This is a genomic window from Roseibium sp. (genome assembly GCF_048260565.1).
Taxonomy (GTDB): Bacteria; Pseudomonadota; Alphaproteobacteria; order Rhizobiales; family Stappiaceae; genus Roseibium.
In genome coordinates, this window is record NZ_JBLXGP010000003.1 from 285,495 (window position 1) to 309,858 (window position 24,364).

General features: G+C 60.9%; 25 protein-coding genes. 15 read left to right on the forward strand and 10 right to left on the reverse strand.

Going from position 1 to position 24,364, the window contains the following annotated elements; all coding sequences use genetic code 11:
- Nucleotides 1–76: 76 nt before the first annotated feature.
- A complete protein-coding gene (locus tag ACN0SO_RS09540; protein WP_417676949.1) occupies nucleotides 77–2,173 on the reverse strand; it encodes a TonB-dependent receptor domain-containing protein in 2,097 nt (698 codons plus the stop codon).
- A 264-nt stretch (nucleotides 2,174–2,437) separates the two neighbouring features.
- Between ACN0SO_RS09540 and ACN0SO_RS09545 the strand changes: the two genes are divergently transcribed.
- From ACN0SO_RS09545 to ACN0SO_RS09560, 4 genes are read left to right on the forward strand one after another with little or no spacing between them, the layout of a single operon-like run.
- Entirely contained in the window at nucleotides 2,438–3,508 is a 1,071-nt protein-coding gene (locus ACN0SO_RS09545) for a hemin-degrading factor (protein WP_417676951.1), read from the forward strand.
- Entirely contained in the window at nucleotides 3,505–4,404 is a 900-nt protein-coding gene (locus tag ACN0SO_RS09550; RefSeq protein ID WP_417676953.1) for a heme/hemin ABC transporter substrate-binding protein, read from the forward strand. Before ACN0SO_RS09545 ends, ACN0SO_RS09550 begins: the two co-directional genes overlap by 4 nt.
- A 34-nt stretch (nucleotides 4,405–4,438) precedes the next feature.
- Nucleotides 4,439–5,539: a FecCD family ABC transporter permease gene (locus ACN0SO_RS09555; RefSeq protein ID WP_417676955.1), complete on the forward strand. Its 1,101-nt coding sequence runs from the start codon at nucleotides 4,439–4,441 to the stop codon at nucleotides 5,537–5,539.
- 5 nt (nucleotides 5,540–5,544) lie between these two features.
- Nucleotides 5,545–6,345 carry a heme ABC transporter ATP-binding protein gene (locus ACN0SO_RS09560; protein WP_417677474.1) on the forward strand — a complete coding sequence of 267 codons (801 nt, stop codon included), beginning with the start codon at nucleotides 5,545–5,547 and terminating at the stop codon, nucleotides 6,343–6,345.
- A gap of 67 nt (nucleotides 6,346–6,412) precedes the next feature.
- Here the strand turns inward: ACN0SO_RS09560 and ACN0SO_RS09565 are convergent, their stop codons facing one another.
- The 3 genes from ACN0SO_RS09565 to ACN0SO_RS09575 all read right to left on the reverse strand — a co-directional run bounded on the left by ACN0SO_RS09565 (nucleotide 6,413) and on the right by ACN0SO_RS09575 (nucleotide 7,832).
- Nucleotides 6,413–6,811, reverse strand: a complete 399-nt coding sequence (locus ACN0SO_RS09565) for a hypothetical protein (RefSeq protein ID WP_417676957.1) — start codon at nucleotides 6,809–6,811, stop codon at nucleotides 6,413–6,415.
- A gap of 97 nt (nucleotides 6,812–6,908) precedes the next feature.
- Nucleotides 6,909–7,298 carry a hypothetical protein gene (locus tag ACN0SO_RS09570; RefSeq protein WP_417676959.1) on the reverse strand — a complete coding sequence of 130 codons (390 nt, stop codon included), beginning with the start codon at nucleotides 7,296–7,298 and terminating at the stop codon, nucleotides 6,909–6,911.
- A gap of 195 nt (nucleotides 7,299–7,493) precedes the next feature.
- Complete coding sequence (locus ACN0SO_RS09575; RefSeq protein ID WP_417676961.1) at nucleotides 7,494–7,832, reverse strand: hypothetical protein; 339 nt, start codon at nucleotides 7,830–7,832, stop codon at nucleotides 7,494–7,496.
- A gap of 318 nt (nucleotides 7,833–8,150) precedes the next feature.
- Between ACN0SO_RS09575 and ACN0SO_RS09580 the strand changes: the two genes are divergently transcribed.
- The 3 genes from ACN0SO_RS09580 to ACN0SO_RS09590 all read left to right on the forward strand — a co-directional run bounded on the left by ACN0SO_RS09580 (nucleotide 8,151) and on the right by ACN0SO_RS09590 (nucleotide 11,761).
- Complete coding sequence (locus tag ACN0SO_RS09580; RefSeq protein WP_417676963.1) at nucleotides 8,151–8,921, forward strand: hydroxypyruvate isomerase family protein; 771 nt, start codon at nucleotides 8,151–8,153, stop codon at nucleotides 8,919–8,921.
- Nucleotides 8,922–9,111: 190 nt separating this feature from the next.
- Complete coding sequence (locus ACN0SO_RS09585) at nucleotides 9,112–10,431, forward strand: NAD(P)/FAD-dependent oxidoreductase (protein ID WP_417676965.1); 1,320 nt, start codon at nucleotides 9,112–9,114, stop codon at nucleotides 10,429–10,431.
- Nucleotides 10,432–10,441: 10 nt separating this feature from the next.
- A complete protein-coding gene (locus ACN0SO_RS09590; RefSeq protein WP_417676967.1) occupies nucleotides 10,442–11,761 on the forward strand; it encodes an NAD(P)/FAD-dependent oxidoreductase in 1,320 nt (439 codons plus the stop codon).
- A 27-nt stretch (nucleotides 11,762–11,788) separates the two neighbouring features.
- Here the strand turns inward: ACN0SO_RS09590 and ACN0SO_RS09595 are convergent, their stop codons facing one another.
- On the reverse strand, nucleotides 11,789–13,069 hold the full coding sequence (locus ACN0SO_RS09595; protein ID WP_417676969.1) for an Nramp family divalent metal transporter: 1,281 nt from the start codon (nucleotides 13,067–13,069) through the stop codon (nucleotides 11,789–11,791).
- Between the two features lie 179 nt (nucleotides 13,070–13,248).
- On the opposite strand from ACN0SO_RS09595, the gene mntR reads away from it, so the two are divergent.
- A complete protein-coding gene (gene mntR / locus ACN0SO_RS09600; protein ID WP_417676971.1) occupies nucleotides 13,249–13,743 on the forward strand; it encodes a manganese-binding transcriptional regulator MntR in 495 nt (164 codons plus the stop codon).
- A gap of 13 nt (nucleotides 13,744–13,756) precedes the next feature.
- On the opposite strand, the gene ACN0SO_RS09605 is transcribed toward mntR, so the two are convergent.
- The 3 genes from ACN0SO_RS09605 to ACN0SO_RS09615 all read right to left on the reverse strand — a co-directional run bounded on the left by ACN0SO_RS09605 (nucleotide 13,757) and on the right by ACN0SO_RS09615 (nucleotide 16,155).
- A complete protein-coding gene (locus tag ACN0SO_RS09605; protein WP_417676973.1) occupies nucleotides 13,757–14,443 on the reverse strand; it encodes a GNAT family N-acetyltransferase in 687 nt (228 codons plus the stop codon).
- A gap of 29 nt (nucleotides 14,444–14,472) precedes the next feature.
- Nucleotides 14,473–14,967, reverse strand: coding sequence for a MarR family winged helix-turn-helix transcriptional regulator (locus ACN0SO_RS09610; protein WP_417676975.1), 495 nt, complete (start codon nucleotides 14,965–14,967; stop codon nucleotides 14,473–14,475).
- A 489-nt stretch (nucleotides 14,968–15,456) separates the two neighbouring features.
- Entirely contained in the window at nucleotides 15,457–16,155 is a 699-nt protein-coding gene (locus ACN0SO_RS09615; RefSeq protein ID WP_417676977.1) for an outer membrane protein, read from the reverse strand.
- A gap of 498 nt (nucleotides 16,156–16,653) precedes the next feature.
- Between ACN0SO_RS09615 and ettA the strand changes: the two genes are divergently transcribed.
- The 3 genes from ettA to ACN0SO_RS09630 all read left to right on the forward strand — a co-directional run bounded on the left by ettA (nucleotide 16,654) and on the right by ACN0SO_RS09630 (nucleotide 19,905).
- Nucleotides 16,654–18,303, forward strand: coding sequence for an energy-dependent translational throttle protein EttA (gene ettA, locus ACN0SO_RS09620; RefSeq protein ID WP_417676979.1), 1,650 nt, complete (start codon nucleotides 16,654–16,656; stop codon nucleotides 18,301–18,303).
- A gap of 182 nt (nucleotides 18,304–18,485) precedes the next feature.
- Nucleotides 18,486–19,196, forward strand: a complete 711-nt coding sequence (locus ACN0SO_RS09625; protein WP_417676981.1) for a peptidoglycan-binding domain-containing protein — start codon at nucleotides 18,486–18,488, stop codon at nucleotides 19,194–19,196.
- 151 nt (nucleotides 19,197–19,347) lie between these two features.
- Entirely contained in the window at nucleotides 19,348–19,905 is a 558-nt protein-coding gene (locus ACN0SO_RS09630) for a pyridoxamine 5'-phosphate oxidase family protein (RefSeq protein ID WP_417676983.1), read from the forward strand.
- Between the two features lie 49 nt (nucleotides 19,906–19,954).
- Here the strand turns inward: ACN0SO_RS09630 and ACN0SO_RS09635 are convergent, their stop codons facing one another.
- A complete protein-coding gene (locus tag ACN0SO_RS09635; RefSeq protein ID WP_417676985.1) occupies nucleotides 19,955–21,307 on the reverse strand; it encodes a hypothetical protein in 1,353 nt (450 codons plus the stop codon).
- Nucleotides 21,308–21,583: 276 nt separating this feature from the next.
- Between ACN0SO_RS09635 and ACN0SO_RS09640 the strand changes: the two genes are divergently transcribed.
- The 3 genes from ACN0SO_RS09640 to ACN0SO_RS09650 all read left to right on the forward strand — a co-directional run bounded on the left by ACN0SO_RS09640 (nucleotide 21,584) and on the right by ACN0SO_RS09650 (nucleotide 23,304).
- On the forward strand, nucleotides 21,584–22,204 hold the full coding sequence (locus ACN0SO_RS09640) for an MOSC domain-containing protein (protein WP_417676987.1): 621 nt from the start codon (nucleotides 21,584–21,586) through the stop codon (nucleotides 22,202–22,204).
- 63 nt (nucleotides 22,205–22,267) lie between these two features.
- A complete protein-coding gene (locus ACN0SO_RS09645) occupies nucleotides 22,268–22,861 on the forward strand; it encodes a hypothetical protein (protein ID WP_417676989.1) in 594 nt (197 codons plus the stop codon).
- 200 nt (nucleotides 22,862–23,061) lie between these two features.
- Nucleotides 23,062–23,304 (forward strand): hypothetical protein, encoded by a 243-nt coding sequence (locus ACN0SO_RS09650; RefSeq protein WP_346911760.1) that lies wholly within the window; start codon nucleotides 23,062–23,064, stop codon nucleotides 23,302–23,304.
- A 16-nt stretch (nucleotides 23,305–23,320) separates the two neighbouring features.
- On the opposite strand, the gene ACN0SO_RS09655 is transcribed toward ACN0SO_RS09650, so the two are convergent.
- Nucleotides 23,321–23,647 carry a DUF2293 domain-containing protein gene (locus ACN0SO_RS09655; protein WP_417676992.1) on the reverse strand — a complete coding sequence of 109 codons (327 nt, stop codon included), beginning with the start codon at nucleotides 23,645–23,647 and terminating at the stop codon, nucleotides 23,321–23,323.
- Nucleotides 23,648–23,736: 89 nt separating this feature from the next.
- Here ACN0SO_RS09655 and ACN0SO_RS09660 point away from each other — a divergent pair, with 89 nt between their 5' ends.
- Nucleotides 23,737–24,363 carry a helix-turn-helix transcriptional regulator gene (locus ACN0SO_RS09660; protein ID WP_417676994.1) on the forward strand — a complete coding sequence of 209 codons (627 nt, stop codon included), beginning with the start codon at nucleotides 23,737–23,739 and terminating at the stop codon, nucleotides 24,361–24,363.
- Nucleotide 24,364: the final 1 nt, after the last annotated feature.

The following is a 24,364-nucleotide window of genomic DNA, read 5'->3' on the forward strand; positions in this document are numbered from 1 at the left end:
ACCGATGCCTGACCAAGCTTTTTTCGCTTTGGGACCGGGAACAGCCCCCGAAGAGCTGTCCCCGCCCTAACCCGCCTTACCAGCTCAGCTTCTTTGCCAGTGTCAGCTTGAACGTCCGTCCGGGACCGTCATCGCCGGCCAGGTTGTTGCGGTAGGATTTATCGAAGATGTTTTCCACCGATGCGCGCACCTGCCAGCCGGCCATCTGGCCGTCTTCCGGCGTCCAGTCGGCGAAGAGATCGTGCACCGCATAGCCGGCAAACGGTCCGTCGGTCGTGGCACCGGTCGCGATCGATTCCGCAAACTGTCCGCGCCAGCCGAAGGACAGATCGTATTGGGGCAGACGTCCGCCCAGGGTCAGGGCCAGCGTCGTGGCGGGGATGGTGTCGAGGTTCTGGCCGGTATCGGTGTTGTAGCCGAAGATCCTGCTGAACGCCATGTTGCCGAAGGCGTATTTCGCTTCATAGGCGCCTTCGATTTCAACCCCGTAGATCTCGGCCTTTTCCACATTCACATAGTAGGGAACCGCGGTTGCCAGACCCGTGTTTGGGTTGGTCGTGATCAGGTCGTTCAGGAAATTGTAGAACCCGGTCGTTTTCAGTTGCAGTCCGTCATTGGCCGACAGGACATCCATGAAGGACAGGGCGAAGCCTGCCTCGAAGTTGTTCGAGGTTTCCTTGTTGAGGTTGAGGCTCGCGGACCGGCCGCCGGGATAGGTGCCGGTCGCTCCAGACGAGGAAAACAGCTCGTCCAGTGTCGGCATGCGTTCGGTGTGGGCGACTGAACCGAACAGCGACACGGTGTCGTTGAACTTGTACATGGCGGCGAGTTTCGGAGACAGCGCCACATCCGACTGCGAGGAGGCACCGGCAATGGCGGAGTCCGGGTCCAAATTGACGAAATCGGCGCGGACGCCGGGGATGAGGGTCAGCCGTTCGTTCCAGATGAATTCATCCTGGACAAAAAAGCCGAGCTTGGTGTCCGTGCCTTCCGGATGGAAGCCGATCGCGCCGGATTCACTGGTCGCCAAGCGTTGCTGATAGCTGAGCTGGGTGCCGATCGTCAGATAGTTCATGAAATTGGCGCCGGACTTCTCGAAAGTGTTTTCCAGCTTTCCAGCCCAGGTCCGGTAGGTGTACTCGCCGTCCTCGAACAATTGCGACGTGCTGAATGCGCCCATGGAGGAGTCGCTTTGCACCACGTGGGTGTCGGACAGGGACAGGTTCGCTTTCAGATTAAGCCACGGATTGTCGCTTGCCGGGTTCTCGTAGGAGAGGATCACGGTCTGGTCGGTAATGTCCCGGTCGATGGTGCCGAAGCCGAGCGTGCCCGTCTGGGAATATTCGGCGTCGTCGGCATTGCTCTGCCAACGCTGATAGGACAGCCGAATGGTCTGTTCATTGGCGTCGCCGAAATGGTGGGTGACCTTGCCAAGGCCCGAGAAGGACAGGAAGTCCGAACCGGCGACGGGAACACCCGCGCCCGTCTCGTATTCGCCCTGCTTGCGCACGTTGCCGTTGAGCAGCACGGACGTCAGGTCGTTGAAGGCGTAGGCCGCGATGACGGATCCCAGAATGCCGTCCTTGTTGGAATTATACTGCGTCTTCAACTGGACCGCGCCGGTTTCGCCCGGCTTCAGATATTCTTCCGCGTCCTTGGTGGTGAAGTTGATCACCCCGCCGAGCGCGCCCGAACCGTAAAGGGTGGACGACGCCGGCCCGCGCAGGACTTCCACGCGCCGGTACAGTTCCGGATCGCTGAAGAAGGAGCCCATGCGGTACTGCTCGTAGAACTTCACCGCGCCGTCGACCGAAACGATGATCTTCGATTCGTCGGCCGCGCCCAGATCGCCGATACCGCGGATGTTGAACGACTGGCCGCCGATACGGTCGGAGCCGACTATGCTGACGCCGGGTATCTGGGTGAAGATGTCTCCGATCGTCGTCGGCTGTTTTTCGTCGATGGCTTCCTGATCGATAACGGTCACGGCCTGCGGCGTATCGATGGCGACCTTCGGGACGCCCGCTCCGACGACGATTTCGGAAAGCGTCGTGCTGCTTCCCTGGTTCGGAATTGCCTGCGCATCCTGCGCATGTGCCTGACCGCACATGACGACGGCGTTTGCCGCCACTCCACACATCAGCCAGCCCCGATTTCGGCTTATCAGCCCCATCTCTTACCTCCAGTGGGTTGAAATGCTGGCTGGCTCCGGCTTGCTCGCGTTTCATTTGTTAAAAAATCATGAGTCTTCAACTCAGGTATTGATGCCGTACTATTTTCTGAATATTAGAGTCAAGTATTAATGCGTGCCGTCGCAGTGCCCGGACCTCGCGAACGTTATTCGAGGGCCGGGCCTAGCCAGAAATCAGCCATGCCTCTGAAATGACGGAGGAATTGCGAGGTGACGTTTTTCCCGATCCAATTGAAGGAATGACCAATGGACACGACTGTCACCGATTTCGAACAGCTCCGCCGGATGCGCGCGGACAATCCCAAAATGCGCGAGCGCGACCTGGCGCAACGGTGCGGCGTTTCCGAAGCCGAACTCGTGGCGGCCTTCTGCGGCCAGTCCGCAAAACGAATCTCCACGGACTTCAGCGTCCTGTTTCCCGGGCTCGAGGCCCTCGGTGAAGTCCTGGCCCTGACCCGCAACGACAGCGCCGTTCACGAAAAGGTCGGCGTGTACGACCGCTATATCAAGGGCCGCAATGCCTCCCTGATGCTCGGCGCGGACATCGACATGCGGATGTTTCCCTCCGCCTGGGTTCACGGGTTTGCTGTGGAAAAAGACACCGGCTCTGGCGTGAAGAAAAGCATGCAATTCTTCGACGGCCACGGCGAGGCGGTGCACAAGATCCATGCCCGCGAGGCGACGAACATGGAGGCCTGGGACGAACTTGTCGCCCGGCTTGCCCTCGAAGACCAGACGCCGGGCCTGCTGGCCGAGGTGGTTCCGTTCGACCAGCCCGCGCGGCCGGCCCTGAACAGGAGCGCCCAGGCGGAACTGCGGGAGCGCTGGCAGGCGATGACCGATCCGCACCAGTTCGTCGGAATTCTGAAGGACCTGGACCTGCATCGGCTGAACGCATTCCACCTGGCAGGCGATTCCTACGCCTGGACCCTGGACGGGAGCGCGGTGACGGCACTTCTGCACCATGCGGCCAATGATGGCCTTCCGATCATGTGTTTCGTCTTCAACAGGGGGTGTATCCAGATCCATTCCGGCCCGGTTGCCAACATCGTTGCGAAAGGCCCGTGGATCAATGTCATGGATGAGGGCTTCCATATGCACCTGAGGACCGACCGGATCGCCGAGGTCTGGGGCGTGCGCAAGCCCGTCGCCGAAGGGCATGTCACTTCCGTGGAGGTGTTCGACCGCGACGGGGACCAGATCATGCAGTTCTTCGGCGTTCGCGGCGAGGGAAAGAGGGAGAGAGACGACTGGCGAGATCTGGTGGAAAAACTGCCGCGTCTGCAGGCGCTCGCAGCCGGGGAGGCGCTGGCATGACCCTGACCGTATCGCGTTTCCTCACGCGCGCCGCCCGGCGGCTTGCCTTCGGATTGTCGTTCGCCATGGGCTTCATGGCCTCCGGACCGGTTTACTCGTCGGATCGCCTCCCGGACAATGCGGAACGTATCGTGGCGATCGGCGGCTCCCTCACCGAGATCGTTTTTGCTCTCGGGGAGCAGGATCGGCTGGTCGCCCGTGACAGTACAGCCAGCTATCCCGAAGAAGCGCTTGCCCTGCCGGACGTCGGTTACATGCGGGCTCTCTCTCCCGAAGGAGTTCTCTCGGTGAAACCGGACGGCATCCTTGCCATCGAAGGCAGCGGGCCGCCTGAAGCCGTGTCCGTTCTGGCCTCCGCCGGAGTGCCGTTCGTGACGGTCCCGGAAGGCTATTCCGGCGAGGCAATCCGGCAGAAGATCAAGTCCGTCGGCGCCGCGCTGGGCGTTTCTGAAAAAGCCGAGGCCCTTTCGATGAAGGTCGGGGCGGATCTTGATAAGGCGGTTGCCGAAGCGCATGAGCGGGACCGGAAGGTCCGGGTCCTGTTCGTGCTGTCTTATGCCGGAGGGCGAGTTCTCGCATCAGGCTCCGGGACCGCGGCCGACGCCATCATTCAGATGGCGGGCGCGCAGAACGCCATTGACGGTGTGCACGGCTACAAGCAGTTGAACGAGGAGGCGATCACCGCCGCCAATCCGGACGTCATTTTGATGATGGAGCGTCACGGGGATGAAAATTCCGCTTCGGATATCCTCGCCAACGACGCAATCGCTCAAACCCCTGCAGGAGAGGAAAAGCGGCTCATCCGGATGAACGGGCTCTATCTTCTGGGCTTCGGTCCGAGGACGGCGAGCGCCGTGCGGGACCTGTCCGGGGAACTCGCGGCCTTTGGGCTTTAGGCCCTCAGGGCCTGTCAGGAAAAGGGGTGGCATCATGACCGCACTCGTTCTCCAGCCGTTGCAGCGCCGCGTTACGGCGGCGCGAGACGGCGACCGCGCACCGCTTGCGCGGTCCGCCATCGCCCTGCTGGCCGTCCTTCTTGGATGTGCCATGCTGGTGTCCCTGAATTCCGGGGCGCTCGAGATTCAGGTTCTGAAGGTGATGTCGACGATCTTCGATCCGGTGTCCTCCCTGTCCGGCGAAGACCTGCGGGACCGAATCGTGTTTTTTCAGGTCCGGCTGCCGCGGGTCTGTCTCGGCGCGCTGGTGGGAGCCGCACTAGCGGTCTCCGGCGCCGTGATGCAGGGCCTGTTCCGCAATCCGCTTGCCGATCCCGGAATTATCGGCGTTTCCTCCGGCGCGGGACTGGGAGCGGCGGGATTCATCATCCTGGGCCAGTCCTGGCTTGCGCCGGTCGCGGCTGTGCTGGGCGTGTTCTCCCTGCCGGTCTCCGCCTTTCTCGGAGCCCTGCTGGTTACCTCCCTGCTTTACAGGATCGGCACCAGCAACGGGCTGTCATCGGTCGCGACCATGCTCCTGGCGGGCATTGCCATCAGCGCGCTGGCCATGTCTATGGTCGGCCTTCTGATCTTCTATGCCGACGACCAGCAATTGCGCGACCTGACCTTCTGGAACCTGGGGTCTCTCGCCGGGGCCAGCTGGGAAAAGGTTGCGACCTGTGCACTGATCGTCTCCGTCGCGCTGACCGTTGCCCTGTCCCTGTCCAGGGGGTTGAACGCCTTGTTCCTGGGTGAGGCCGCGGCGGGCCACCTGGGGATCCGGGTTCAGCGGTTGAAGACCCTGGCCATCGTCGCAGTTGCGGCGGCGACCGGTGCCTCCGTCGCGGTCAGCGGCGGGATCGGCTTTGTCGGCATCGTCGTGCCGCATCTGTTGCGTCTGACGATCGGTCCCGACCACCGTTACCTGTTGCCCGCCTCGGCCTTGTTGGGAGCTGTCATGCTCATTCTTGCAGATACGGTCAGCCGGATTGTCGTGGCACCCGCAGAATTGCCGATCGGCATTCTGACGGCGCTCGCCGGTGCGCCGTTCTTCCTTTGGGTCCTTCTCCGGCGCAGAGGATTGATCGGACTATGACGGCAATGGAAACCAATCTCAGTGTCAGCGGACTGGCGGTCAGGCTGTCGGGCAAGACGATCCTGTCCGATGTGACATTCGCGGCCCGTCCGGGCAAGGTCTGCACCATCGTCGGGCCGAACGGTTCGGGAAAGTCGACGCTGCTGAAGGCGATCACCGGCGAAGCCGGCTATGATGGCGACGTTTCTCTGAACGCGCGGCCGCTCGACCGGTATGCGCCGCGGGAGCTCGCCGAGGTGCGTGCCGTCCTTCCCCAGCATACCCAGCTCTCCTTTCCGCTGACGGTCAAGGAAGTGGTTCGGCTCGGTTTGCAAAATGCGCCTTTGCAGATGGCGGATGTTCGGGACAGGATCGGGGCGGCGCTGGAGCGGGTGGATATGGCCGGATTCGAGGGCCGGGCCTATCAGTCGCTTTCCGGTGGCGAGCAGCAGAGGGTTCAGCTTGCCCGCGTCCTCTGCCAGGTCTGGGAGCCCAGGAACGGGGATCTACCTCGCTGGCTGATCCTCGACGAGCCGATCTCCAGCCTGGATATCCGCCATCAGGTGCTGATCATGGATGTGGCGCGGGATTTCGCCGACAGGGGAGGCGGCGTGCTGTGTGTCCTGCACGACCTGAACCTGACAGCCATGTACTCCGATCAGGTGCTGGTTATGAAGAAAGGCCGCCTTCTTGCCGATGGCAAAGTCGAGGACGTCTATAACGACGACCTGATTTCGGAAGCCTTCGATTTTCCGCTGCGAATCGGTGCTTTGCCGGGCCCGGCAATGCCGTTTCTGTTGCCGCAGGCAGCACGAAAAACGCTTTAATCTTATTTCGCTGTGGGGCAAGCCGATCAGTGATCGGCAGGCGTGAATGTGGGGTCAGAGCACGGGGTCATTTGACTGTAATATTGTAAGTTGTTGACACGAAATGCCGTCGGCTGCTGCCCGGGTATGTTTCATAGGAGTAGTTCACGGTGAATGTGTCCTTGCCCCGGTAGTTTCTGTCCGGGGTATAGTAAATGCCCATTCCCTTGATCAGTTTTCCCGCGCAGCCTCCGGCTTTCTTGCTGAGCTTGAAGCTCGACCTCTGGAAGGTAACCTTGCCGTGTTTCGGTTTTCTGCCGACTTTCATATTCGGGATGGCTCCCGAAATGCAGGTCTGTTTCTGATAGACCGCATGGGAGTAGACTTCGGACTTCCGGTTGGCCGGGACCGTTTTCGAAAGTTGATCCGCGAAGGCGCTCGAAAGGAATGCAAGCGTCAGCACGAATGCGAGGGCGGTTCTGAACATGGACTTCCCTTCGGTTTCGCATGTCATCAGGATCGGGATCGAAATGGGATGAAGGGGCTGCTCGCTCCTTCATCGCGCTTGAAGGTACGACGGCCGCTTACTTCACGGTCGCGCGGAAAGAGTAAGAGGTCGAGCCGATGCCCGCGGCACCCTCATAGAGGTCGTGTGTGTAGTAAAAGGAAAAGCTGTCTTCGCCCTTGAAGCCTCGATCGGGCGTGTAATAAACGGCTGTCGCCCTGACCGGTACGCCCTTGCAGCGGCCCTGACTGAACTTCGTTCTGACCGGCTTGAATGTAAGTTTGCCATGCTTCGGTTTTCTACCGACGTACATGTGTGGAGCGCCCTGGCCGCTGCATATGTCGCCGTTGTAGGCGACATAGCTTCCCAACCCCTCCGTTCTGTTCGCGCGGACCGTGATGTGTTCTGCGGCCGCGGCGGTTGCCGTTGATATGATCAGGAATGCGATTGCCGGAAGAATTCTGAACATGAAGCCCCCATGTTTCATAGTCGGGACGGGCGGAAACCACCCGTATCGGTTAAGATGCATTTGGTCGTTGATGCTGGTCTCGGACCGATGTCCGGTCGGGCCTGATAGAGGGGCGCTGCGGCCGCTGCCGGTCGGCCTGCCCCGAACCTGTTCTGCCGCAAACGATATATCTCCCCTGAAATCAGGTTCTTTGTCTCACTGCACCTCGATACGGTAGGATCTCGACGTGTGGGTCAATTTTGCAGCGCCCTCGAAGTAGTTGTACTGGTATTCGACCGAGAAACTGTCGCTGCCCCGGTAACCGCTGTTGGGCCTGTAAAATACCCCGGTTCCCCGCATATAGCTTCCCTTGCAGGGACCTTCGCTCAACTTGCCGCCGACGGGCTTGAACGTGACCTTGCCGTGCTTCGGTTTTCTGCCGAGACTCAGTTTGGGAATTGTGCCGCCGCTGCAGGTGTCGGAACTGAAGGTGCCGTGGACGCCGACATAAGTCGTTTTGTTTGCCGGTACCTTGACCTGTTTGGCAGTTGCCATCGTCAAAGACGCAAACATGGCCACAATAGCCAGTAAAATAATACGCATAATTCCCTACCCAAATCCGTCTCGAAACGTACGTAGTTGCGCTTCCGTTTAAATTTAAAATAGAAAAAGCTGTCAAGCTGAGCGGGTTTAAAATTTCGAAATTATATTTAAAATTCCGACGATTAGGCCAGTTTTACGCTTTCCGCAACGGAAGGTTGTGGTGTTTTTGTGCAACCTTTGCGCTAAGGCGCGGGTGTGTCGGGGGCGTTCTTTCCTGGGCCGACGGAGCGCGGTATGAAAGGATACCGGTTCACGTCTTCGGAGGGCATCATGGCGCGTTTTTCAGCCAATCTCGGGTTTCTTTGGAAGGATCTTTCGCTGCCGGATGCGATCCGTCAGGCGAAGAAAGCCGCGTTTGACGCAGTGGAGTGTCACTGGCCCTATGATGCGGCCCCGGACGAGGTGTACCAGGCGCTCACCGAGACCGGTCTTTCAATGCTTTCTCTGAACACGCGCCCCGGCGATCCGGCCGGAAAGGACTTTGGTCTTTGTGCCGTCCCGGGCCGTGAGGCGGAGGCACAGGAAGCGATCCGCGAAGCGGTTTCCTATGCGCGTTTCATCCGTGCCTCCTTTATCCATATCATGGCCGGACAGGCAGAAGGCGAGGCGGCGCACCGCTGTTTTCTGGAGAACCTGACCTATGCGTCGGATCTGGCCGAAAAGGACGGTCTTCAGCTTCTGATCGAGCCGATCAACCAGCGCGACATCCCCGGCTATTTTCTTCGCAGCACGGAGCAGGCGGCACAGATCGTTCAGGAACTCGGACGGCCTTGCCTCAGATTGATGTTCGATTGCTATCATGTTCAGATTATCGAGGGCGATCTGAGCCATCGCCTGAAGAAGCACCTGCCGCTGATCGGCCATGTGCAGATCGCAGGGGTTCCGGACCGGGGCGAACCGGATCAAGGTGAGGTCAATTACCGTCACATCGTCAGGCTGCTGGACGATCTCGGCTACGGCGGCGCGATCGGTGCCGAGTATCGTCCCCGAGGCGTGATCGAAGACGGCCTCGGTTGGCTGTCGGATTTGAGAGGAACTTGAAAAAAGCGGTTTTCTTCAGGCTCCGTCTTTCTTTTTCTTCGCGACAGTGCGATATGCCGCTGCGTCTTTAGGGCCTTGCGGCGTGGTCTTGCAATGCCCTTGAAAGCAATGGAATGTGGGGCTTACCAAGGACTCGTGTTGGTAAGTCTTTTGGCCGCCATGCTGTCCAGTCGAGTGTTTGAGTACCCACATGCTGAGTTCGCTTGATCTTCTGACCGCCAACGATACCAAAGGCGTTCACGCTCCCTCCTATTACGCGGCGACGGCCAACCGGCAGACGCATTATCCGGCGCTGGAGGGCGACCTGCGGTGCGACGTATGCATCGTTGGCGGAGGCTACACGGGCCTGTCTTCCGCGCTCTATCTGGCAGAACGCGGCTATGACGTGGTGCTTCTGGAGGCCCACAGGGTCGGCTGGGGCGCGTCGGGCCGCAACGGCGGACAGGTCGGCTCCGGCCAGCGCATGGACCAGACGGTCCTGGAACGTCGGCACGGCCGGTCGCATGCCAAGCTCCTGTGGGACCTGGCTGAGGACTCCAAGAAGGCCGTCACGGACCTGATCGCGGCGCATGAGATTGCCTGTGACTACACGCCCGGCATCCTTCACGCGGATCACCGCAAGTCGTTCGTTGCCGAAAGCATGGAGTACGTCGAGCATCTGCGGCTGACCTATGGCTACGACAAGATCCGCTTCGTCGATGGGGACGAGATGTCGGAAATGGTCGGCAGCCCGGCCTATTACGGCGGATCTCTGGATATGGGGGCGGGCCATCTGCATCCGCTCAACTTCGCGCTCGGTATCGCAGGCGCGGCCGAGGCGAAGGGCGCCCGGATCTTCGAGGAGACCACGGTTCTTTCCTACGAGGGCGGCGACACGGTCACGGTCAAATCGCAGTACGGGACGGTCCAGGCGAAACATCTGGTGATCGGCTGCAACGGCTATCTCGGCCGGCTCGACCGCAGAACTGCCGCCCACGTGATGCCGATCAACAATTTCGTCATCGCCACCGAACCGTTTTCGGAAGACGAGGCGAAGGCCCTGATCCGGGACAATGTGGCAGTCGCCGACAGCAAGTTCGTCATCAACTATTTCCGGCTGTCCGCCGACCGCAGGCTTCTGTTCGGCGGTGGAGAGAATTACGGCTACCGGTTCCCGGACGATATCAAGTCCTTCGTCAGAAAGCCGATGCTGGAGATCTACCCGCAGCTTGCAGACGCGCGTATCGACTACGGCTGGGGCGGCACGTTGGCGATCACGCCGAAGCGGATGCCGTATTTTGCTCATCTCGCGCCGAATGTGGTGACCGCGACCGGGTACTCCGGTCACGGGGTCGCAATGGCGACGCTTGCCGGCAAGGTGATCGCCGAGGCTATCGACGGGACGGCGACCCGGTTCGACGTGTTCGAAAAGCTGAACGTACCGGCGTTTCCGGGCGGCGATCGGCTGCGCTTCCCGCTCCTGGTCCTGGCCATGACCTGGTTCTCGCTTCGCGACAGGCTGGGTTTCTAGGGGCGCGATGATGCCAGGGAAAAACGGCGGTTCGCTCGATATCGGCAGTTATTGGGAAGCTTCGGTCGGGGAGATTTTCGAAGATCCGTCGCTGATGGGCAGCGCCCAGTTCGATGTGGCGGTAATCGGTGCCGGATATACGGGTCTGAGTGCTGCACTCAGACTGGCGGAGGCAGGTGCCTCGGTTTGCGTGCTCGATGCCAAACGGGTCGGCTGGGGGGCGTCCGGGCGCAACGGCGGCTTCTGCTGTTTCGGCGGCACGAAGCTTTCCGAAGGCGATCTGATCAAGCGCTACGGTCTCGCGGAAGCCCGGAAATTCGTTCTCTACCAGATCGAGGCCATGGAAAAGGTGGCAAAGCGCCTGGATGCCTGGAAGCTGGACGTCGACAGGCATTCCAAGGGCGAGATGATGCTGGCCCACCGGCCTTCGGAGCTGCAGGTCTTCGAGGAGGAAGCGGCGTTCTTGAAAAAGTATTTCGGCTATCAGCCGAAACTCTATTCCAGGGCCGAATTGGCCGAACGGGGCATTGCCGGTCCCGAATTTCATGGTGGCCTTCATGTGCCGTTCGGGTTTGCGCTGAACCCGATGAAATATGTGCAGGGGCTTGCGGCCAAGGTGCGGGAGAAAGGCGGGAGGATCTTTTCGCGTTCCCCCGTAGAAGCCATCGAGCGGGACGCGAACCGCTGGTTTCTCGCTCTGCCGGACGGATCGGTTATCGCCCGGAAAGTAATCCTGGCCGGCAACGGCTATGCACGTGAAGACGTGCCGAACTGGCTTTTCGGCAGGACGCTGCCTGCGATGTCGAGCGTCGTGGTGACCCGGCCCCTCACCGAAGACGAACTCGGGGCACAGGGCTGGACTTCGGATCTGATGGCGGCCGACACGCGCACCCTGTTGCATTATTTTCGCCTTCTGCCGGACCGGCGGTTCCTGTTCGGAACCCGTGGCGGGATCTTCGAAACGGAGCAGGCGCTGAATGCCACGCAGCGCCGGGGGCGGGCGGATTTCGACCGTATGTTCCCCGAGTGGCGCCATGTGGAAACGGAGTATTCCTGGTATGGGCACGTCTGCCTGACCAGGAACCTGACGCCCTATGTGGGTCCCGTACCGGACATGGAGGGGGTTTTTGCCGCCATGGCCTGGCACGGCAGCGGCATCGCCATGGCATCGCTGTCGGGAGAAAAGATCGCGGACCTGGCGCTGGGCAAGATCAAACAGGCGGACCTGCCGGCAGCCGTCTCGCAGCCTTTCGACCGGTTCCCGTTCCCGGCACTGCGCCAGGCCTATCTGCAGGGCGCCTATCTCTGGTACGGCTTCAGGGACAGGTGAAGGGGGACCGGTAAGGGCAACCGGTTGTCAGGCCGGCAGTCCGGGGATTTCAACACCGAAGGTCTGGGCAAGCAGGACGCAGTTCAGGGACAGCACGATAATCGAGCCGGCGATCGCCAGGATATCGGTGATACGGCGGTTGGCGAACTCGCCCATGAGTTTGCGGTTCCGCGTGAACAGGACCAGGGCGATCATCGGCACCGGCAGGGCGATGCTGAGGACGACCTGGCTGAGAACCAACGCATCCGTGGCATTGACGCCCATGGCGACCACAGCGAACGCGGGTACCATGGTGACGAGCCGGCGCACCCAGATCGGAATGTAGAAGCGTACGAAGCCCTGCATGATCATCTGTCCCGCCATGGTGCCGACCACGGAACTGGACACGCCGGAGACGATCAGCGAGACCAGAAAGACGGCGGCCGCCGCACCGCCGAGGAGCGGTGTCAGCAGGTGATAGGCGGTTTCGATTTCCGCGACCTCGCTGTGGCCGGCGTGGAAGGCGCTGGCGGCCATCATCACCATGGCCATGTTGACCATGCCGGCGACGGCGAGCGCCAGAACAACCTCGATATTGGAGTATTTCAACAGCTTGCGGCGTTCGTTTTGATCTCGCGCGGGCGCCCGGTTCTGGGTCAGGCCGGAGTGCAGGTAGACCGCATGGGGCATGACCGTGGCGCCGATAATGCCGACGGAAATGGTCAGCGCTGCGGCGTCGGGAATGTTCGGCAGCACCATGTGATAGGCAGCCTCGCCCCAGGCGATCGGGGCGATGAAGATCTCGATCACATAGCAGAGGCCGATGACGGCGACCAACGCGCCGATGATCAGCTCCATGGGCCTGTAACCGCGGCTCTCGAACATCAGGATGCCGTAGGTAACGATCGCCGTGACGACCATACCGGCCATCAGCGGCATGTCGAACAGGAGCGCCAGTCCGATTGCCCCGCCGAGGAATTCGGCGAGATCGGTCGCCATCGCCGCCACTTCGCTGACGGCCCACATGGCCCAGACGACGGGAACGGGAAACTGTTCACGGCACATTTCCGCAAGGTTGCGGCCGGTAACGATGCCAAGCTTGGCGGACAACGCCTGAAACAGCATCGCGATCAGGTTGGCCATCAGAACCACCCAGAGCAGCGTGTAGCCGTAGCCTGCGCCGGCCTGGATGTTGGTGGCGTAGTTGCCCGGATCCACATAGGCGATCGAGGCGATGATTGCAGGTCCGGCGAACAGAAGTGCGGAGCGCATACCGCGCCGTCGGCCGGCGAGGGTTTCCCCGATCGCGGCCGTCGTGCGTTCGCTCATGGATATTTTGTCCGGGATAAACGACATGCAGGGCCCGTCTCACTCTGATTTTCCTTCAAATGAAGCCGAGGCTACACTTCTGTCAATAGACAAATTAAAAATGCATCTGCAAACAATGATAGGAAAGTGAACCTGCTGATTGCAAATTGTAGCCAAGGCTGCAATATGAGTCGCGACGTATGAAATTATGCCGGAACGGGGACTTCGGACCATTGGCCAGGAAACACAGCCAACAGCCGCCTGAGGAAGATAATACTGAGCTCGTGGAAGCCGAAGCCGCGGACCGGTTCAACCAGGCTCGCTCCGCCCGTGCCTCCGCTCTGCTTGAAGACTATACCGAACTGATCGCCGACCTGTTGCAGGAGCACGGCGAAGCGCGCATCACCGATATTGCCCGTTGTCTGGGGGTGACCCACCCGACCGCGACCAAGGCCGTCGCCAGGCTCAAGCGGGAAGGGCTGGCCGTCTCTCGACCTTACCGCGGCGTCTTCCTGACCGAGGAAGGCGCGGAGATGGCCGAGCGGGTCCGCGCCCGCCACCGGCTCGTGGTCGAGTTGCTGATAGCCGTCGGCGTGCCGGAAGACGCAGCCGAAATGGATGCGGAAGGCATCGAGCACTATGTGTCCGAGACCACCCTTGCCGCCTTCGAACGCTATCTCAAGGACAAGCGCTGAACCGTTCTGCCGATTACGCGCCCTTAGCCAGAACGGCGACATTGACCCCGCAGCGCAGTTCGAAACCGAGTTTTTCATAGAGCCGGATCGCGGCTTCGTTGTTGGCGAAGGCATGCAGGAACGGGGTTTCGCCGCGGGCCTCGATGCGGCTTGCAACAAAATCGGACAGTGCTGCGGCAAGGCCCATGCCTCTGAAATCCGGATGACTGCAGACACCGCTGACCTCGGTAAAGCCGGGCACTTTCAGCCGTTCACCGGCCATGGCCGCGAGCCGTCCGTCGATGCGGATGCCCCAGAATTCGCCGAGTTCGAAGGTCCGCGCGCGAAAAGGTCCCGGTTTGGTCAGTTCCACAAGCGTGCGCATCTCGGGGATATCGGCTTCTGTCAGGCGGGTGACCCCCTCCATGGTCGGAAGAACCGCGCCGGTGCGCCGTTTGATCATCTGCACGCCGGGGGCCGTCATCGGTGCGGTCAGCGTGTCCGGCAGGGCGATGTCGGCCCGCTGCAGAAGGTAAACATCGGTTTCGCCGTTATTGAGCAGGTCGCCGAGATCGCTCAGACTTTCCGCACTTGCATCGAATGCGGCGGCAAAGGGGGCGACGTCCGGATCGAAGCGCCGGGCCTGTCCGGCGCCGAGGGCAAATCGGCTGTGGCGTGTTGTGAGCGCGGTCCAGACGGCGGTGTCGAGGGCGTCTTCCATGTGAGGTGCTCCGTTACATTACAAGCTGGCTAGCGCGCCTTGACCCGGACCCGCACCCGGCGGGGCAGGGGACGGGCCGCAAGCCGGTCTTCCAACTGGCCGAGCTGCTCCAGGAGCGAGCCGGACAGGCCTTCGCAGGCGTCGGTGACGGCGGCTTCGACCGTCTGCCAGGCGCCTTCCTCCAGCCGTCTGACCAGATCCTCTCCGGCTGGCGTCAGCGAAACTTTTGAGATGCGGCGGTCGACCGGATCGGACACGATCTCGGCAAGGCCGCGGGCCTTCAGCTTGCCGACCATGCGGGTAATGCCCGGCTGGCTCTGGCCGATGGCCTGCGTCAGATCTCCGATGCTCAGGGGGCCGTTGCGGGACAGCGCGGCGAGGACCGGGGAGTTGACCGATCCGGCCTCCGGGCTCTCCTGCTCCGAAATCAGCGTCTGTGTCTGCGTCTGCAACCGCTCGCCGATCCGCTTCAGGCGGGTTCCCAGCGTCATGTGGCCGAGCTGGCGCACGATGTCTTCGGTCATGTTCGCCTCCAGTTAGATAGGCAGTTATATAACTTGTTATATTAGTGCGCGCAAGCGCGAGGCTGAAGAGATTGCAAAGAAGAGGAGAGGCAGGGATTCGCGCTTTTCGGTCAGGCTGCCCCCACGGTTGGGGCGCGGACGAAGGCCTTCAGAATAGGGAGTGGTTGATGACAAACCCCGATTTGGTCATCCTGGAAGCAGCGTGAGCGGAGATCCGGGACCGGCGAGCCACGGCTTCGGTTGTCTAATCTATTGAAGTCGTGAGGCTTTTGCCTCGCCAGCCCCGGCTTGCGCTTCGCCTGTTCGGGGGGCGACGGAGAGGGGGGGAGTTTTGTCAGCAGTCTGAGAATAAGGAGTTATTTGAGCGGTAGCTGGATTGTTCAGCCGTAGCCGGCGGCGTTTTGCACCGGGGTTTCGGCTGTTGGACTTTCACCGACCGGTAGAGCCCGGTCGGTGGCCGTTGCATCGTCTCATATCTTCCCGTCGGACTTAATTGCCGAACGGATTGCCGCTGAAGCGATAGTTGACGCCAAGGCGCAGGATACTGATGTCCTTTTCGCTGGCGTTGACCGGAATTGCCACCCTGTAGCCGCCGTCAGCGAGATCCGCGTAGAGATATTCCAGCTTGGCCGACAGGTTTTGCGTAAACGCCGCTTCGACGCCGGCGCCGACAGTCCAGCCGGCCTCCCAGCTCGACTTATAGAAGCCCGGCTGGCCGGCATCGATCAGGCCCCAGGCGAGACCGCCGGTGACATAGGGCATGAACCGGTCGAAGGCATAACCGATGCGCGGGCGCAACGTGCCGAACGAGGTCAGGTCTGTCTTGCAGCCGACGGCGCAGGATGTGGTGGTCGAACCGTTTATGCCGGCAAAGTCCCAATCGCCTTCGATACCGAAGACGATATTGTTCACTTGCCAGTTGTAGCCGATCGTGCCGCCGATCAGGCCGCCGCTCTGATCGAAGTCGCCGGTGGTTGTGCCGAGCGAATCCGTGTGCCGGCTGGTCGCCCAGCCGATGCCGCCGTTGATACCGAAATAAAGTCCGGACCAGGTGAAACCGGGAGCCGTATTGTAATTGTAGGTTTCCGGCAGATCCGCAGCCATTGCGCTGCCGGACAGAAGGGCTGTTCCGCACATAAATGCCGCGGCAATGCCGAGGCTGACCTTTCTTCCATGATACCTGTTCATATCGACCTCCATAATCTACGCGTGACTTTGTTTGGCTGACGTTGGGTGAATTATATTATGGAAGCTTGCCTCTGGCTGTAACCTAATTGCCTCAGTGCAAATTTTGTTCGCATAGGTAGTAGTTCTTAAGATAGCGCCCCTTGGGTGGTGGAAAGTGGCTTCCTTACAGTGTGTAGCCCCAGCTTTGTGTCAGCAGGCAAGGTCTGGGTCGCATGTGCTAAAAGTGTAGGCTCACCGGCTCTCCTCCGTCCTGCCCGGACCTGATCCGGCAATCCATACTGTTCTGTCGCTCGATGGCAAAGGGTTCCGTGATGAGAGGTCACGGCAAGAAGGAGGAAAGTGCGCAGGCCATAAATCGTGCGTCCGCTTGCTACAACTTCGCCAAATCCCCAAATACGACCCAAACGCATTGCCCCTTTTCGCCTGATCGCGTAAAAGGGCGCCCAGATTTCATGCGAAGAATCCCGAAAATTCCAAACTGCGGAGATGCGGAGCCCCATGGCGCGCCAGTTCATCTATCACATGCATGGCCTCTCCAAGGCCTATAACAACAAGAAAGTCCTCGACAACATCAACCTCTCCTTCTACCCGGACGCCAAGATCGGCATCCTGGGTCCGAACGGGGCCGGTAAGTCGACGCTTCTGAAAATCATGGCCGGGCTCGACAAGGAGTATACCGGCGAGGCCTGGGCCGCCGAAGGCGCACGCGTGGGCTATCTGCCGCAGGAGCCGCAGCTCGATCCGACCAAGACCGTGCGCGAGAATTGCATGGAGGGCATTGCCCACAAGCAGGCGATCGTCGACCGCTACAACGAACTGATGATGAACTACTCGGACGAAACGGCCGAGGAAGGCGCCAAGCTGCAGGACATCATCGACGCGGAAGACCTGTGGAACCTGGAAAGCAAGGTCGACATGGCGATGGAAGCGCTGCGCTGCCCGCCGGAAGATGCCGAGGTGACCAACCTGTCCGGTGGTGAACGCCGCCGGGTGGCCCTGTGTCAGTTGCTCCTGTCCGAACCGGACCTGCTCCTGCTCGATGAGCCGACAAACCACCTGGACGCGGAAACCGTTCACTGGCTGGAGCGGCATCTGCGCGAGTTCAAGGGCTCCGTCCTGATCATCACCCACGACCGCTACTTCCTCGACAACGTCACCGGCTGGATCCTGGAACTCGACCGCGGCCACGGTATCCCTTACGAGGGCAACTACTCGGTCTATCTGGAAAAGAAGACCAAGCGCATGATCCAGGAAGGCCGCGAGGATATGGCCCGCAACCGGGCAATCGAGCGCGAGCGCGAGTGGATGGGCATGTCGCCGAAGGGCCGCCAGACCAAGTCCAAGGCGCGTATCAGGGCCTATGAGGACCTGCTTTCCGCACAGGAAGAGCGTCTGCCGACCATCGAGCAGATCCTGATCCCGGTGGGCGAGCGCCTCGGCGCCAACGTCATCGAGGTCAAGAATGTCTCCAAGGGCTTCGAGGACCGCCTGCTGATCGACGATCTCTCCTTCAAGTTGCCGCGCGGTGGCATCGTCGGCGTGATCGGTCCGAACGGTGCGGGCAAGTCGACCCTGTTCAAGATGCTCACCGGCCAGGAAAAGCCGGACTCGGGCGAGATCATCGTTGGAGACACGGTGCACATGGGCTACGTCGACCAGTCGCGCGACAAGCTCGACCCGACCAAGACTGTCTGGGAGGAAATCTCCGGCGGCGCCGAGGTGATCTACCTCGACGACAAGGAAATCAACTCCCGCGCCTATTGCTCGTCCTTCAACTTCAAGGGCCCGGCCCAGCAGGCGAAGGTGGGCGATCTGTCCGGCGGCCAGCGCAACCGGGTGCATCTGGCGAAGGTGCTGAAGCAGGGCGCCAACGTGCTGCTGCTCGATGAGCCGACCAACGACCTGGATACCGAAACCCTGGCAGCCCTAGAAGACGCGCTGGAAAGCTACGCCGGCTGCGCCGTGATCATCTCGCACGACCGTATGTTTCTCGACCGTCTGGCCACGCACATGCTCGCCTTCGAAGGCGACAGCCACGTGGAATGGTTCGAAGGCAACTTCGAGGACTATGAAAAGGACAAGGTCCGCCGCCTCGGGGCGCACGCCGCCGATCCGCGCCGGATCAAGTACAAGCCGCTGACGCGCTGATCGTCAAAGCGGACGCGAATATTAAGAACGGCGGGTCAAATGGCCCGCCGTTTTTTGTTGCGACCCGGTGAAAACCTGATCGAATGCAACCTGCGGGCTCGTAGCAATTTATGGTTTTGCGCGTTACTCTCGTCTGCAACGGGTGTCGTGGGGCAGATCGGAAGGGAAGGAAGGTAACCGGAATGATCAAGGCAACCAGTATCGTCACCGCGCTCGGGGTGGCTCTGTCTTCCTTTGCGCTCGCGGCCACGCCTGTCCGGGCCGGCAACGCGGGCGGTGTCATTGCCGGGGGGATCGTCGGATTTGCCGCCGGGGCCATTGTCGGCAATCAGCTGGCCAAGAGAAAAAATCATGCCTATCGCGCGCCGGCACCCGGCAGGTCTGCGGAGGAACGCGCCTACTGGATGGACATTCAGGATGCCCTGAACACCCTCGGCTACAACGCCGGGCCGGTCGATGGCGCGCCGGGACGCAGGACCCGACAGGCGATCCGGGAATTCCAGAGAAGCATCCCGGACGTGCCGGACGGCAAGCTGACGCCGGAGCAGACACAACTTCTGTTCAGTCGCGCCTATCCGCAGCCGGCCCCGGGAGAAGGAGTTGCGCCAGCGGCCGGTGACCCGGCCCAACCGGGCCCGGTTTCCCCCGATGCTTCGGCCGCGAGCGTTCCGGCAGGCGGCTTTGCCCCGCCGCAACCCGGCTCCGGACAAGTGTTGCAGACCGAACCCGCCCAACCGGGCACCCCGCCGGCGCCGACCGCCACGGCGGCAAGCGTTTCGGCTCCGGCGGAGGCCCAGCCTGCCGCTGGCCAGCCGCAAATCCAGGTCGACGAGAACGGCCGCCAGTTCATCGAGGTGAATGGCGAGAAGTTCTTTCTGGAGACCAAGGAATAGGGCTGCATACCCTTCCGGCTCATGTGCGACGGCGGTCCATCGGGCCGCCGTTTTTCATTGTCTGGCCGGAAACGAACGATTTTGTGAAGTTCCAGCCTTGCCGGGCCTGTCTCCCGGCGGCACTCTCGCGGTGAAAACCGGGAGATTTCAGATGGCCAAACAGTTTTCCGAACTATCCGATCAGCACCGCGCGTTTATCGAGCGTCAGTATATCTTCTTCACCGCGACGGCGGCGCCCACGGGCCGGGTGAACGTGTCGCCGCGGCCGACGACGGCGCTGAAGGTGCTGTCGCCGAACACGGTCGTCTACATGGACCGGACCGGCAGCGGCAACGAGACCGCGGCCCATCTGCGCCAAATCAACCGGATGACGATTATGTTCTGCGCCGTCGACGGCCCGCCGCAGATCATGCGGCTTTACGGCAAGGGGCAGATCCTGCGCCACGGGACAGCGGCTTATGCGGAACTGCTGGAAAGTGTCTTCGATGGCGAGGAACCGCTCGGCGCGCGTCAGATCGTCCGGCTGGATTTCGATCTGGTGCAGACCTCGTGCGGCTACGGCGTGCCGCTCTACGATTATCAGGGCGAGCGCCAGTCGATCGAGAACTGGGCCGCCGCCAAAACACCGGAGGAAATGGAGGCCTACCAGCGCGAGAACAACCAGGTCAGCATCGACGGTTTTCCAAGCGGCATGTTCGAGGAGGCGTGAGGCAAACGGGTGTTTTCCGGCACGTCCGAAACCTGACTGACGATTGAACCTAGGACCACGCCCCCACTGTCACAGAAACCGTGCCCGCGCTTACGTTGAACGGCGTTTTTGACGGGACGGTCGGGCCGGAATAGGGACCGAGGGGATCTTCGTCCATGCTGTAGCCATAGGCAGCACCGCCGTAAAAGATCGGCGGCTTGCCGCTAATGCGCGAGTCGTTGCCGTCGATGTCGCTGCAGTGGAGGAACTTGCCGTAGAAATGGCAGGCCCGACCGGCCTTGTACCAGTTTTTCCAGTCGTTCCATTTTGTGGTGCTGAAGCCGGTTGCCGTGCCGGTGTCTTCCAGTGCGATCATGACCCCGTCCTGGGCGACGCCCCGGCAGAGGGCTTCCCAGATGGCATCCTGCAGCAGGCCCGCGTCACCCGCGCTGCCCGCCGGGGTCAGGTTGCCGAAGGCCTGCTGGAAGACATATTGGGCGCCGGTCAGACCCGGAGCGGCATCGCCGGTTTTGGCGAGCGGCAGGAAATAGAGATAGGTGTTTGTACCGTTGCTGAGCTGATACGCCGTCGAGGCCACGCCCGTCACCGGGTTGGTGTGCTTATGGGCCATGCCGCCATAGATATTCGGATCGGTCGGATTGGCGGACAGGTTGATGCTGAGGATGTTTCCCTCGGCAAAGAAGTCGGTCAAAGTTTTGTCCCAGAAGGTGGCGAGCGGGTCCGTCGTGGTCGAGGTATAGTTCGCCGTTTTCGCCGCCAGCATGTCGTTCGGATCGCAGATCGCGAAATACTGCCCGGCCACCAACGGGGGCTGGTAAGCGCCGGAACTGATGGGGGCGTCGTAAAGCAGTTCACCGAAATCGCCGGCTCCCGCAAACGCCTTTGTCTCGTTCGCGATGAACGCCTTATAGGCGCTGGCGATCTGCGCCCGGGTCACCCCCTTGGTGACGCCGTAGTCGACAGTGCCGCTCGAGCCGTCCGGCGCGGAAAAGCGCAAATTAAGAGCGAAGCCGTTGACCGCGCTCAGGTCGAACTGGGCGTCCATGCCGAACTCGAAAACATCGAACGGTCCGGGCGAGGAGACCCCCGGCGGATCCACGTAGGGATACTGGGTGAACTGGATCGGATTATGGCTGGTAACGGTCAGGCCGGAGGGTGTGTCCTTGGAAACGACGAACAGGAGCCGGTCGTTGCCGTTGGTGGCAACATCGAGCGTGATGCTCGGGATATCGGCCACGGCAAAAAAGGGAACCTTCCCGTCGGTGGGCAGGGCGGCGAATTCGCCCGCGCTGTTCAAGACCTGCAGGCTGCTGTCGCCGGCATTGATCCAGCCCGCGACCCAGGCCGTCGCCTTGTCGCTTATCAGTCCGGTATCGTCCGTCAGTGTGATCGTGATCGTCATGACTGCGTTCTCCTCCGTGCACATCGGTCGAATGCAATTATCGATAGTATAATATATAATTGCAAGTAATGGTATAGTAAGCAGAGTCTCCGGCCGCCCGTGCGGTTCTGCACACCGGGCGGATTATCCGGCGTGGATTTAAAGACCGGGGGCATGCGCAAGACATTCACTGTCCGTGGAAATCCATTTTCCCGGGCGATGATCGGATCAACATGTTTCATTGGAGGCAGGTCGCCCGGCGCGCTATGACGGGGTAAAATGGAAGGGCGATTGACCATGAGCGATTCTGAGACGGGCCTGCCGGACAGCTTTAAGCTGACGCGGGCGCGCAAGCTGGCCGGAACGGTGGCCCAAGTGCTGCGGACCGAAGGCATAGAGGATTTCCAGACCACTGCCTGCGACGAACTGGATCTCATCTTCGAGGGGATTCCCGGCGACCGGCACAGCGGCTTCACGCGCCTGTCCGGCGGCCGTGAGCCGTGGTATCCGCGCGGTACGCAGATGGTCAACGAGCGGCAGATTTCCATTCTCTCGGTGGAGGAGTTGGCCGAGATCGCAAAGCGTATGGACCTCCAAGACCTGAAGCCGGAATGGATCGGCGCCAATATCGTCATCGAAGGACTGCCGAGCCTGTCGCTCATTCCGCCGCGCACGCGGCTTGTCTTCGACGGCGGTGCGGTAATCCGGATCGACGGCGACAATGCGCCCTGCCGGGCGGCAGGCAGAGCGATCGCGGAAAACGTGCCGGGCCGCGAAGGCCTGGACCTGCTGTTTCCGCAAAAGGCCCGCCGCCTGCGCGGCCTGGTGGGTTTCGTGGAAAAGCCCGGGGCGATCAAGGCCGGAGAAGCCGTGACCGCGCATATCCCCGAACAGTGGATCTACACTCCCGGCGCTTGAAAGAGACGTGTTGCGGTCTGATAGTCACGATTGCGATTATCGATAATTCGGGGTGGGCACGGCATGGGCTTTAGCATCTGTTATCTCGGGCTCCGTTGTCCGGTGGAAAAAGCGGCGGAATACCTGTCCCTTGATCTCGAAGAGGACGGTTCCGGCGATTGGGTGCCCACCGATTCTTGGCTCGGGATGCTGAAAGGGTCCGACTGGACGCTTGTGTGGCTGGAAGACGCAGCTTTTGTCGAAAAGAATGCTGCTCTGCTTCAAAGCGCATCACAGAATGTGGATGTGATTGCCTGCGAAGTCGTTGAAAGCGTGATGTGGGCGTCGGCGCAATACTGGTCGAATGGCGCGTTGATATGGAAGGTCACTCACGCGGGCGATGGAGATGACATTTTTAATCTGACGGAGACGGGCGATCTGCCTCCGGAATATTCTGCCATTCGGACAGAGCATTTCAAAAACCAGGAAAAAGAAAACGAAGGTGACGAGGAATATAGCTGCGACTATATTTTCGAAATTCCGTTGGACCTCGCCGCTGTCTCTCTGAAGTTCCGTCATGATCAGGCTTTGGAAGCCGCCGACTTCGTCAGCTTCAAAGGTATTGTCCCGCCACCCAGAAAGGGACTGATCGAAAAAGTTCTTTCCCTGTTTAAATAGCTGCGTCTTGAGATTAACAAGAACCGGATTTGCAAGCCGGGAATTTGCGCCCGAGGCCATCTGCCGCAGGGAGCGGTCCATGTGCCGCAGTGAAGGGCGCAAGGCGAGTCGCTAGGTAGAAGCCCTATCCGTAGTTTCCCTGAAACACGGACGCCGGCTCTCCCGCCGGCGCTTTCTTCCACACTCGACCGGAGTTGCTCATGTCGTCTCAAACGGCTGAAAAGCCTGCGCTTGTTCTTCGCCTTCTACTGCTGGTGCCGATCTTCAACCTGTTTCTGCGCGATGCCATGTATGGCGCGGAAGAAGCGAAGTACTGGTTCGCCGGCAACCTGTTCCTGACCTGGATGCTGGCGATCTATTTCATCGGCTATCCGGCCATCATCGTTCCGGCCCTCACCATGGTGCCGCTGGCTTTCCTCTGGATCCTGGAAACCTGCCGCTAATCAGCGACAGGCAAGCTCAGCCCGGCGGGTCCTGCCCGTCCTCTTCAGCGGAGATCCGCCGGGCCGAGCCCCAGTCTTCCAGCACGCTGTTCATGTCGTCGATGACGAAGAACCGGGCGGCGTCCCGGTCATAGCCATCGTCAAGCAGCGCATCGTAGCCGGTGTGGGCATGACGGACATGGCTTGTCGTGGCCTGCCACAGCGCGATCGATGGGGGCAGGTGGCGCAGATGACCGGCAAGGGCAAAGCCGAGGATCGCCTCCGCATCCGCCATCGGTACCCGTGGCAGCAGCGCCCGCAGGGCCTTGCGCATTTCTTTCTGACGTTTCGTTCCGCCGGTCATTTTTGTCCGTACCTTAGAGGCCGTGACCTCACGCCGCATTTGAAAAGCAAAATCTTCTTATAATCGATGGGTCGTGTTACAAACATGTCATGTCCGATCGTACCAGAACCCGTCTTCTGAATGCGCTGAAAGCGTCCGGCCCGCAGACGGCCGGCGACCTGTCGAGCCGCCTCGACGTGACGCCTGTTGCCATCCGTCAGCATCTGGACGGACTGCTGGCCGAGGATCTGGTCGAATTCGAGGACCGGAAGGGCAGCGTCGGCAGGCCGAAACGGGTCTGGTCGCTGTCTCCCAAGGGCCATGGACGTTTTCCCGACAATCATTCCGGACTGGTCACGGGGCTTCTGTCGGGCATGAAGGAGCTCTACGGGCAGGAGGGGATCGACAGGTTGATCGCCCACCGGCAGGAAACCGCCCGCAAGACCTATTCGAAGGAACTGAAGGCGGCTGCCGGCCTCGGCGAGCGGCTGGAGATCCTGGCCGAGCTGCGCAGCCGCGAAGGCTATATGGCCAGCGTCGAGCAGGAAGACGACGGTTATCTCCTGATCGAAAGTCATTGCTCCATCTGCGCGGCGGCCACCATGTGCCAGGGGTTCTGCCGCTCCGAAATGGCGCTGTTCCAGGAGCTGCTGGGTCCGGATATCAACCTGACCCGAGAAGAGCATCTGTTGTCGGGTGGCCGACGCTGCGTTTACAGGATTCGGGAAGCGGCATAAT